Origin of the sequence: Bacillus sp. S3, from assembly GCF_005154805.1 — a bacterium.
Taxonomy (GTDB): domain Bacteria; phylum Bacillota; class Bacilli; order Bacillales; family Cytobacillaceae; genus Neobacillus.
Map to the genome: position 1 here is coordinate 5,426,253 of NZ_CP039727.1, position 10,220 is coordinate 5,436,472.

The 10,220-nt window shown below is 41.4% G+C and carries 10 protein-coding genes; all 10 read right to left on the reverse strand.

The window, feature by feature from the left end; genetic code table 11:
- Nucleotides 1-34: 34 nt before the first annotated feature.
- Nucleotides 35-883, reverse strand: a complete 849-nt coding sequence (locus FAY30_RS25860; protein ID WP_149872528.1) for a ParB/RepB/Spo0J family partition protein — start codon at nt 881-883, stop codon at nt 35-37.
- Nucleotides 876-1,637, reverse strand: a complete 762-nt coding sequence (locus tag FAY30_RS25865; RefSeq protein ID WP_149872529.1) for a ParA family protein — start codon at nt 1,635-1,637, stop codon at nt 876-878. The genes FAY30_RS25860 and FAY30_RS25865 overlap by 8 nt, the downstream gene beginning before the upstream one ends.
- Before the next feature lie 250 nt (nt 1,638-1,887).
- Nucleotides 1,888-2,751: a nucleoid occlusion protein gene (noc, locus tag FAY30_RS25870; protein WP_149872530.1), complete on the reverse strand. Its 864-nt coding sequence runs from the start codon at nt 2,749-2,751 to the stop codon at nt 1,888-1,890.
- A 149-nt stretch (nt 2,752-2,900) separates the two neighbouring features.
- On the reverse strand, nt 2,901-3,617 hold the full coding sequence (rsmG, locus tag FAY30_RS25875; RefSeq protein WP_149872531.1) for a 16S rRNA (guanine(527)-N(7))-methyltransferase RsmG: 717 nt from the start codon (nt 3,615-3,617) through the stop codon (nt 2,901-2,903).
- A 22-nt stretch (nt 3,618-3,639) separates the two neighbouring features.
- On the reverse strand, nt 3,640-5,529 hold the full coding sequence (gene mnmG, locus FAY30_RS25880; protein ID WP_149872532.1) for a tRNA uridine-5-carboxymethylaminomethyl(34) synthesis enzyme MnmG: 1,890 nt from the start codon (nt 5,527-5,529) through the stop codon (nt 3,640-3,642).
- Nucleotides 5,530-5,870: 341 nt separating this feature from the next.
- Entirely contained in the window at nt 5,871-7,256 is a 1,386-nt protein-coding gene (gene mnmE, locus FAY30_RS25885) for a tRNA uridine-5-carboxymethylaminomethyl(34) synthesis GTPase MnmE (protein ID WP_149872533.1), read from the reverse strand.
- Between the two features lie 315 nt (nt 7,257-7,571).
- Nucleotides 7,572-8,195 carry an RNA-binding cell elongation regulator Jag/EloR gene (gene jag / locus FAY30_RS25890; RefSeq protein WP_149872534.1) on the reverse strand — a complete coding sequence of 208 codons (624 nt, stop codon included), beginning with the start codon at nt 8,193-8,195 and terminating at the stop codon, nt 7,572-7,574.
- A complete protein-coding gene (gene spoIIIJ, locus FAY30_RS25895) occupies nt 8,192-8,965 on the reverse strand; it encodes a YidC family membrane integrase SpoIIIJ (RefSeq protein WP_149872535.1) in 774 nt (257 codons plus the stop codon). Before spoIIIJ ends, jag begins: the two co-directional genes overlap by 4 nt.
- 137 nt (nt 8,966-9,102) lie before the next feature.
- Nucleotides 9,103-9,447 carry a ribonuclease P protein component gene (gene rnpA / locus FAY30_RS25900; protein WP_149872536.1) on the reverse strand — a complete coding sequence of 115 codons (345 nt, stop codon included), beginning with the start codon at nt 9,445-9,447 and terminating at the stop codon, nt 9,103-9,105.
- A 159-nt stretch (nt 9,448-9,606) separates the two neighbouring features.
- Nucleotides 9,607-9,741: a 50S ribosomal protein L34 gene (rpmH, locus tag FAY30_RS25905; RefSeq protein ID WP_063255153.1), complete on the reverse strand. Its 135-nt coding sequence runs from the start codon at nt 9,739-9,741 to the stop codon at nt 9,607-9,609.
- Nucleotides 9,742-10,220 lie beyond the last annotated feature (479 nt).

A 10,220-nucleotide genomic window follows, 5' to 3' on the forward strand; every position in this document is an offset into this window, starting at 1 on the left:
TTTTTTCAAAAAAATAAACCATCGATTTGATGGCTTATACATGTTCTTCTTGATCAAGTATTTCAAGGATTCGTTCAAGGTCATCCTGTGAGAAAAATTCAATTTCAATTTTCCCCTTGTTTTTGCTTTGCTTTATATGAACCTTTGTACCGAACCGTTCACGAAGGGAGTGTTCCCGCTCCTGGATAAATACATCCTTTTTCTTTTCCGGCTTTTTTGTTTCACGTGAAACATTTTCATTCAATTGCTGGATTAATTTTTCTAATTGACGGACGTTTAACCCTTCTTGAATCACCTTTTCTACTAAAGCTGGAAGGTTTGCTTTTTGTCTAAGTCCCAATAAAGCTCGGCCGTGCCCCATCGATATTTTCCCGGTTGAAATCAATTCTTGGATGATAGGAGGGAGGGAAAGCAGACGGATATGGTTGGCGACATGCGGCCGGCTTTTTCCTAAACGGTTCGCGACCTCTTCCTGTGTCAGCTTTAATTTCTCCATTAACGTTTGATAAGCCAGTCCCTCTTCAATCGGGTTTAAATCTTCTCTTTGAAGGTTTTCGAGTACAGCGAGTTCCATCATTTGCTGTTCCGACAGCTCACGGACCACCGCAGGAACGGTCGTAAGTTTTGCTTCCTTGGCCGCACGGAAACGGCGTTCACCGACAACTATTTCATAGCCTTTGATACTTTTACGAACAACGATCGGCTGCAGGATGCCATGCTCAAGGATGGAATCTTTTAATTCATCTATTGTTTCTTGTTGAAAGGTTTTACGTGGCTGATATGGGTTTGGGCGCAGTTCTTTCAGCTTAATTTCTTGAACTGTTTCTTCTTTACTGACATCACTAAAAAATGCATTCAGGCCTTTGCCTAAGCCTTTAGCCATTTGAGACCACTTCCTTTGCTAAATCTAAATACACTTCAGCACCGCGGGATCTCGAATCATAGGTAATGATTGGTTCCCCATGGCTTGGAGCCTCACTTAGACGCACATTTCTTGGAATAATGGTTTTATATACTTTATCTTGGAAATACTTTTTCACTTCTTCAATGACTTGAATGCCCAGATTTGTTCTTGCATCAAGCATCGTTAATAAAACGCCTTCAATTTTTAAATCCTGATTTAAATGCTTTTGTACGAGTCTGACTGTATTTAATAATTGACTTAACCCTTCCAGCGCATAGTACTCACATTGGACAGGGATTAACACCGCATCAGATGCTGTTAAGGCATTCAGGGTCAAAAGCCCTAACGACGGCGGACAATCAATAATAATATAATCAAATTGATCTCTCACTTCTTCAAGAGCACGTTTTAAGCGGACCTCTCTTGAAATAGTGGGAACCAGCTCAATTTCGGCTCCTGCCAGCTGGATGGTGGCTGGAATGGCGTACAAATTTTCAACAGATGTCGGTTTAATTACATCCTTTGCTTCGACATCGTCTACTAACACATCATAGATACACTGTTCAACTTCCGCCTTTTCAATTCCAATCCCGCTCGTTGCATTTCCCTGCGGGTCGATATCTACTAATAAGACCCGTTTTCCTATGTACGCTAAGCAGGCTCCTAGGTTGACAGAGGTTGTCGTTTTGCCGACTCCACCTTTTTGGTTTGCGATTGAAAGGATTTTCCCCACGATGTCACCTACCCTTTATTTCTCAAAAATTATCAATTTGCGATTCTATCAAATGTTCAGAATAGCATGATTAATTATCCCCTATCAGGGGAGGAAAGTAAAATTCCATTCCTTTATTTTATCATGAAATGGCTGGGAAGTTAGTTTTTTTCAAAAAATATTCCAGCATCCCAGTCGGCTTAATTTTTCCAATTAACTATTTCAGAGGGAAGTTAGACAAAAAAAATAACCAAACACATGGAGTGTCGGGTTACTTTTTCTTTGGAATTCGAATGGTAAATTGGTAAAATTCGTCAAATTCTTCTTCCTCAGCATTCAAATTAATGCCGCTGTCAGTTACCATTGATAACGATTGACGAATCGTATTGACCGCAATTCGCATATCTTTACTAAAAGCCTTTCGTTTTGGCTTTGGTTTTTCCCTCGTTTGATCCAGAAGCTTAACCACACGTTCCTCTGTCTGCTTTACATTCCAATTCCTCTCAATAACTTCCGCCAAAAGAGCTACCTGTTTCTCCGGATTCTTCAGCGGAATAAGTGCTCGTGCATGGCGTTCGGTAATGACTTTATTGAGTAACGCTTCTTGAACAGGCTGTGGTAATTTAAGCAGACGCAGCTTGTTGGCAACGGTCGACTGTCCTTTCCCAAGGCGCTGCGCTAAAGCCTCTTGTGTCAAATTGTGCAGCTCAAGCAGCTTCCCATAGGCAATGGCTTCTTCAATCGGTGACAATTCTTCACGTTGTAAATTTTCAATGAGGGCAACCGATGCTGTTTCTGTATCAGATAAATTTTTAATGATTGCAGGCGCTTCTGCCCAACCCAGTTTTTTCATCGCACGCCAGCGGCGCTCCCCGGCAATAATTTCATATTTATCGACAGCAAACTCTCTTACGACAATCGGCTGGATAATTCCATGTATATGAATCGTGCGTGATAATTCTTCAATTTTCTCTTCATCGAATACCGTCCGAGGCTGGAAACGGTTCGGTATAATTTGGTTAATCGGTATCTTCTTTATTTCTTCGTTTCGTTCGATATCCAGATCCTTTTCAAGCTCAACCTCTTGTTCACCTTTATCGCCGAGGCCAAAAAAGCGTGTAAATGAACTCTTCATCCCCAACACCACCTTTACGAAACTCCCTATTACTTATTCTCTATCCAAATAAATTCTTCCTGCCTAGGATACCATTTTTCCGTAAAAAATGTTATATAGATTTATCACACATAAACATAATTTATATTAATTATGCCCCGGGAATTACCTTATTCAATTGGCATTTTCCCCGGTGTTCCCGGCTTTCGCGGGTACTTCTTTGGTGTTTGCTTTTCCTTCTTAATGAGTAAAATATTCCGTTCGCTGTCTTCCATTGGCAATGTAAAAGTGTACACCTTTTCGACCTTGCCGCCAAGTGTGGTGATGGCCTTTTGACCTATTTCCAATTCATCCTTGGCATGTAACGCCTTCATCGCAATAAAGTGTCCGCCTACTTTTGCCAGCGGTAAACAAAATTCACTTAATACAGACATTCTTGCCACTGCTCTTGCTGTAACCACATCAAAGCTTTCCCGGTAAGCCGGATTGACCCCAAAGGTTTCGGCACGATCATGGACAAATTGGACATTTTCCAAATGCAAAACGGAGGCAAGATGCTGTAAAAATGAAATCCGTTTATTTAATGAATCAACAATTGTCACCTGAATCTGAGGATAAACAATTTTTAACGGAATACTCGGGAATCCTGCACCTGCGCCAACATCGCAAAGATGAAATGGCTTTGTAAAATCAAAATAGAAGGAGGCCGTAATGGAATCATAAAAATGCTTTAAATACACATCTTCCTTTTCCGTAATGGCTGTTAAATTCATTTTTTCATTCCACTCAACCAATGTCGAAAAATACGTTTCAAATTGATTAAGCTGTGTACTGCTTAAAGTTATTCCCTTTTCCTGAAGACTGGATTGAAATTGTTCAATATTCATTATTTTCCTCACTTATGTCCTTCTAATTAGTTGATATCCTAGCCACTCGTCCATGTTCCAGATAGACCAGCAGGATGGAGATATCAGCCGGATTCACACCAGAAATTCTTGATGCCTGTGCCAGCGATAATGGTTTGATTTTCTTTAACTTTTGTTTTGCTTCTGTCGCTAATCCCGAAATGGCATCGTAATCGATATTTTCAGGTATTTTCTTATCTTCCATCTTTTTGAGCTTCTCGACTTGCTGCAAGGACTTTTCAATATAGCCCTCATATTTAATTTGAATTTCCACTTGTTCTTTTATTTCATCATCTAAAGGGACTTCAGGACTTGTCAGAGTCTCCAGCAATTCGTATGACATTTCCGGCCTTTTTAGCAGGTCGGAGGCACGGATACCGTCTTTTAGCTCACTGCCGCCAATACTGCGAATTAATTCCTGTACCTTAGCGGAAGGTTTAAGGATGATCGACTGCAATCTTTGTTTTTCAGCTTCAATCGCTTCCTCTTTCACTACAAATGCTTCATAACGATCATCACGGATTAAGCCAATTTCATGTCCGATCTTTGTTAAGCGTAAGTCAGCATTGTCATGACGCAGCAAGAGGCGGTATTCCGCTCTGGATGTTAAAAGCCGGTATGGTTCAGGTGTTCCTTTTGTAATTAAATCATCAATTAACACGCCAATATAGGCATCTGAGCGGCTTAACACGATTGGTTCGCGGCCAAGTGCATGTAAACCTGCATTAATCCCAGCCATCAATCCCTGCCCGGCAGCTTCTTCATAACCGGATGTTCCATTAATTTGACCCGCTGTATATAGGTTTTTGATTACTTTTGTTTCCAATGTCGGCCAAAGTTGTGTTGGCACGATCGCATCATACTCAATCGCATAACCCGCCCGCATCATTTGGGCATTTTCCAGTCCGGGTACCGTTTTAATGATTTGCTGCTGTACATCTTCTGGAAGGCTCGTTGACAGTCCCTGTACATAGACTTCCTTCGTATTTCTTCCTTCCGGTTCAAGGAAAATTTGATGGCGCGGCTTATCGTTAAAGCGGACCACCTTATCCTCAATTGATGGACAATATCTCGGTCCAGTTCCTTTAATCATGCCGGAGAACATCGGCGACCGATGGAGGTTGGCGTCAATTAACTGATGGGTACTGTCATTTGTATAGGTCAGCCAGCATGGCAGCTGGTCGGTAATATATTTCGTTGTTTCGTAGGAAAAGGCCCTTGGAACTTCATCACCAGGCTGGATTTCCGTTTTGCTGTAATCAATGGTATTGCTATTGACTCTTGGCGGTGTTCCTGTCTTGAAACGCACCAATTCAAAGCCAAGCTCTTCTAAGTGTTCTGACAGCTTAATTGACGGCTGTTGATTATTCGGGCCGCTGGAATATTTTAATTCACCGAGGATGATCTCCCCGCGTAAGAATGTCCCTGTCGTGATTATCACCGTTTTGGAGCGATAGACTGCCCCTGTTTTCGTGATAACCCCTTGAACAGTCCCCTCTTCGACAATCAATTCCTCAACCATGCCTTGGATTAGGGTTAAATTTGCTTCTTCTTCCAATGTTTTTTTCATTTCGTGCTGATAGGCAAATTTATCGGCCTGTGCCCGTAATGCCCGCACTGCCGGACCCTTACCGGTGTTCAGCATTCTCATTTGAATATAGGTTTTATCAATATTTTTAGCCATTTCCCCGCCGAGTGCGTCAATTTCACGCACAACAATCCCCTTTGCGGGGCCGCCGACGGATGGGTTACAAGGCATAAAGGCAATCATATCTAAGTTGATCGTGATCATTAATGTTTTCGCGCCAAGTCTTGCTGCGGCAAGTCCCGCTTCACAGCCGGCATGTCCGGCACCAACGACAATGACGTCATAACTTCCTGCTTCGTATTGCATTTGTTTCCTCCTTTTCCGTATCATGACGGAAACGCTGAATCTTCAACTTTGCTTTAATAGTTTCGGCTCCTAGAGACCTATTGGATACCTTTTAACCAATTTTTTAATCCAAACGGTCTCTAATAAGTCCAATTGGAACCCTTTTTCACAATTTTTGAACCGAAACGGGCTCTTATAAGCTCTATAAGCGACCCTCTTCTCAACTTCTTGAACTAAACCGGCTCCTATAAACTCTATAAGCGCCTTTTCTCAATTTTCCAACCGAAACGGGCTCCTCTAAACTTCATTCCTCTATTTTATCCCCTCTAATACCGGGAAAAACATAAGAAGAGTCATCTTTTCTATTTCCCTAAACAAAATTGCGAGAATAGCTGATCAATAAGGCTTTCATGGACACTGTCGCCGATAATTTCTCCGAGCAGTTCCCAAGTTCTCGTTAAATCAATTTGGACAATATCAATCGGGGTGCCGATTTCCACCCCTTCAATCGCTTCCTCAATCGCCTGCAGGCTCATATTGAGCAACGCAATATGGCGGCTGTTTGACACATAGGTCATATCTCCGGCATCAATCGATCCGGCAAAGAACAATGAGGCAATAGCCTCCTCCAGTTCATCAACACCAAGGTCTTCGAGCAATGAAGTAGTAACCAGTTTATGGCCTTTCGCCAATTCCTTTACACGTTCCATATTGATTTGCTGCGGCAAATCCGTTTTATTAACAATAACAATGACATCCATCCCGTTTACCGCTTCAAAAAGATGCTCATCCTCGATTGTCAGCAAATCAGAATAATTCAACACAAGTAAAATTAAATCCGCCTCTTTTAATACTTGCCGAGAACGTTCAACGCCAATCCGTTCGACAATATCCTCTGTCTCCCTGATTCCAGCTGTATCTAACAGTCTGAGCGGCACTCCGCGGACATTGACATATTCCTCAATCACATCACGTGTCGTCCCGGGAATATCGGTAACAATTGCCTTATTTTCATGAACGAGACTGTTTAATAATGATGATTTACCGACATTTGGCCGTCCAATAATGACTGTTGATAGACCCTCACGTAAAATCTTACCCTGCTCCGATGTTTGCAGCAGCTTTTGAATTTCCTCCCGAACAAAATGAGCTTTTTCCAGCAGCATCTTATGAGTCATTTCCTCGACATCATCATACTCTGGGTAATCGATATTTACTTCGACATGGGCGAGCACTTCTAAAATCTCCTGGCGCAGCTTTTTGACAAGCTTTGATAAGCGCCCTTCCATTTGTCCAAGTGCCACGTTCATCGCCCTGTCGGTTTTTGCCCGAATTAAATCCATGACCGCTTCTGCCTGCGATAAATCAATCCGTCCATTTAAAAAGGCCCGTTTCGTAAATTCGCCGGGTTCCGCCAATCTTGCCCCGTATTTCAACACATGCTGCAGCACGCGATTCACAGACACAATCCCGCCGTGGCAGTTGATCTCGACAACATCTTCTTTTGTAAACGTCTTTGGTGCTTTCATAACCGAGACCATTACCTCTTCTACCACTTCATTGTTTTTCGGGTCGAGAAGATGGCCATAATGAATCGTATGGCTCGCCACTTCTGTCAGTTTTTTTCCTCCAATACCCTTAAACAGCTTGTCTGCGATTGGAACGGCATCATCACCGCTCAATCGAACAATCGCAATAGCTCCCTCCCCCATCGGAGTTGAGATGGCCGCAATTGTATCAAATTCCATTTCCTTCACCTCACAAGTAACAACTAACACTTACTATATAAAAAGTTATTTTTTCTCCAAAATAGTAGAATACCACATGAATTTCTGTTAAAAAAGCATCTTAACCTTATCCACAGTCCAAAATGTCTATTTATTATTTTAACTTATCCACATGTGAATAACAATAAAGTGTGAAATCTTCAAGCAATAGTTATCAACAATGTTGATTTCCGCCCCGTTCTCCAGCCTAAGTCTCGTGTTCCGCTCCAATCAACCATACTTTTATGAAAAATGACAAAAAAAACACCCTATCAATGGATAGGATGTTTTTTTTCATTATCTTTTCACTGGTGTAATGACGATAAATCGATGGGGTTCAGTTCCATCTGAAAATGTCTTTACTCGTTTGTTATCAGCTAAAGCGGTATGAATCACTTTACGCTCATAAGAAGGCATCGGTTCCAACGCTACATCTTTTCCTGACTTGACAGCCTTCCCCGCAAGCCGCTGAGCCAATTGAACGAGCGTTTCACTTCTTCTGTTTCGGTAATCTTCAGCGTCCAAAATCACGGTTAAATATTGAGTAGCATAGCGATTAATCACCAACTGGGTCAAATATTGCAGCGAATTAAGGGTTTGACCTCGTTTTCCGATTAACAGCGCAATTTTTTCCCCGGTCATGATCAAGTAAACCTGTTTGCCTTCCCGTTTGATTTCAATCTCCGCCGGTGCACCCATTTGTTCACTTACTTGAACCAGGAATTTCTTTGCTTCCTCAATTGGATCAATGACCATCGTAACCTTAACAACTGCCGGACGTGAACCAAAGATACCAAAAATCCCCTTTTTACCTTCATCAATAATATTTATATCTGCGCGGTCTTTTGTTGTTTGTAGTTGAGCTAAAGCTGATTCTACTGCTTCTTCGACAGTTTGTCCTGTAGCAGTTACTTGTTTCACTTTTTTGCTCCTCCCGCATTACCGGTGGCCTGCGCCCTTAAATCCGGTCCTTTAATAAAATAGGTTTGGACAATCATAAAAATATTTCCGACAACCCAGTACAGTGAAAGGGCTGCTGGGAAACTGAATGCAAACACAACAATCATGATCGGCATCATCCACAGCATCATAGCCATTTGCGGATTGTGCTCCTGGCCCGCCATCATCATTTTTTGCTGAATAAAGGTGGTAATTCCAGCGATGATTGGCAAGATGTAATAGGGATCTTTTTCCCCAAGGTCAAACCATAGGAAGCTGTCCGATGCAATGTCTCTTGTTCTCGAGATGGCATGGTAAAAGCCAATTAAGATTGGCATTTGCACGATTAATGGAAAACAGCCGGCCATTGGATTGACGCCATGCTTTTGAAAAAGGGCCATTGTTTCCTGCTGCAGCTTTTGCTGTGTCTTTTGATCTTTCGAGCTGTACTTTTCCCGAAGTGCCTTCATTTCCGGCTGCAATGCCTGCATCGCCTTGGAGCTTCTTGTCTGCTTAATCATCAGTGGCAACATTGCTAAACGGATAATAATAGTTACGACAATCAGTGATAAACCATAGCTTCCACCGAGTAAATGCGCTCCTTCTTTAATTAACCATGATAAAGGATAGACGATGTATTCATTCCAAAACCCTGTACTTTCCGAAGTAATCGGCTTCTTTATTTCACTGCACCCTGTTAAAAACAAGAACACAGAAAGCAGGCCGAACGAAAGTAATATTCGTTTTTTCAAGCAAATGTTCCTCCTTGCCAAATATAAAGTTAAAAAAAATGTCAGTTACCTTCTTATGTACTATTTCAAAAGTATTTTATCATTTTTTCTGTTTAATTGTCTCGACTATACAGCATTATTTAACTAAATCTGTAAACTTATTTCCTCTTCAATACTTTTCCAACCTTCAGAACATGCGTTAAACTTTTTTTTACTTCAAAAAAGTCCATTTCTGCTGCTGGCTTCCTGGCAATAATCACATAGTCATTTCCATTGGAAAGCTGATCATCCAATTCATGGATCGATTGCCTGACATATCGCTTAATTCTGTTTCTCGTAACAGCATTTCCAATCTTTTTGCTCACCGAAAGGCCGATACGAAAAAAATCCTGCCCCTCTTTCGGCAAAGAGTAAACCACAAATTGGCGATTAGCGAAGGAGTGCCCCTTCTGGAAAGCTGCCTGAAACTCTTTATTCTTCTTAATTCGGAATTCTTTTTTCATAAAAAAACTCCTTTGGTCTTTGAACTTGAGAATTGTCCAGCTTCAGTGCCCTCGCGGCTAGTCGCCTGACAAGGGCACTTCCGCTTTTCTTATTGTCTAGCTCCAGCGCCCTGACGCTTTCGCTTTTCTTATAAAAAAGACCACTGACGCTTCAGTGGTCTATGCTGATAATACTTTTCTTCCTTTTTGACGACGACGAGCTAGAACCTTACGTCCGTTTGCTGAGCTCATGCGACTGCGGAAACCGTGAACTTTGCTGTGTTTACGCTTATTTGGTTGATATGTTCTTTTCATTATATGACACCTCCCTGAGGAATAGCTATCAAATTAACTATATGACAGTCTTAACTATTATAAAGACGTCAGCATTATATTGTCAACTACTCTCCAGATATTGTTCCTTATTTCCATTATTTTTTAAACATGATAAAGCAGGTTTCCAGAAATTCTATATTCATGAGGAATTTTCTCTTGGGTGGATCCTCATCTCCTGCTTTTTCGCCTGTGGATAAAAAATCGACACATTTTTCATTATCCACACAAGATATTGACAGCTTTTGCACAAGTTATCTACCTGTGGACAATTATTATGCACATCGTGTTACGGTTGTGGATAAACTATCAAAAGGCATTGCACCTTAAGCAATTATTTGATATTATATTTGTGTTTTCACTCTGAATAACTTCATCTCAAATATTTGTTATCCACAAATTGTGGATAACGTGTGGATAGTTTATCCTAACGGTCTGTAGAAAGTTGTCCACAAGGGGTG

What these genes read in the sequence shown, in the direction of transcription:
- mnmE (WP_149872533.1), bottom strand. Translation starts at nt 7,256, where the DNA reads ATGGAATTTGATACAATTGCGGCCATCTCAACTCCGATGGGGGAGGGA.
- rpmH (WP_063255153.1), bottom strand. Translation starts at nt 9,741, where the DNA reads ATGAAAAGAACATATCAACCAAATAAGCGTAAACACAGCAAAGTTCAC.
- rsmG (WP_149872531.1), bottom strand. Translation starts at nt 3,617, where the DNA reads ATGAATATTGAACAATTTCAATCCAGTCTTCAGGAAAAGGGAATAACT.
- rnpA (WP_149872536.1), bottom strand. Translation starts at nt 9,447, where the DNA reads ATGAAAAAAGAATTCCGAATTAAGAAGAATAAAGAGTTTCAGGCAGCT.
- noc (WP_149872530.1), bottom strand. Translation starts at nt 2,751, where the DNA reads ATGAAGAGTTCATTTACACGCTTTTTTGGCCTCGGCGATAAAGGTGAA.
- mnmG (WP_149872532.1), bottom strand. Translation starts at nt 5,529, where the DNA reads ATGCAATACGAAGCAGGAAGTTATGACGTCATTGTCGTTGGTGCCGGA.
- FAY30_RS25860 (WP_149872528.1), bottom strand. Translation starts at nt 883, where the DNA reads ATGGCTAAAGGCTTAGGCAAAGGCCTGAATGCATTTTTTAGTGATGTC.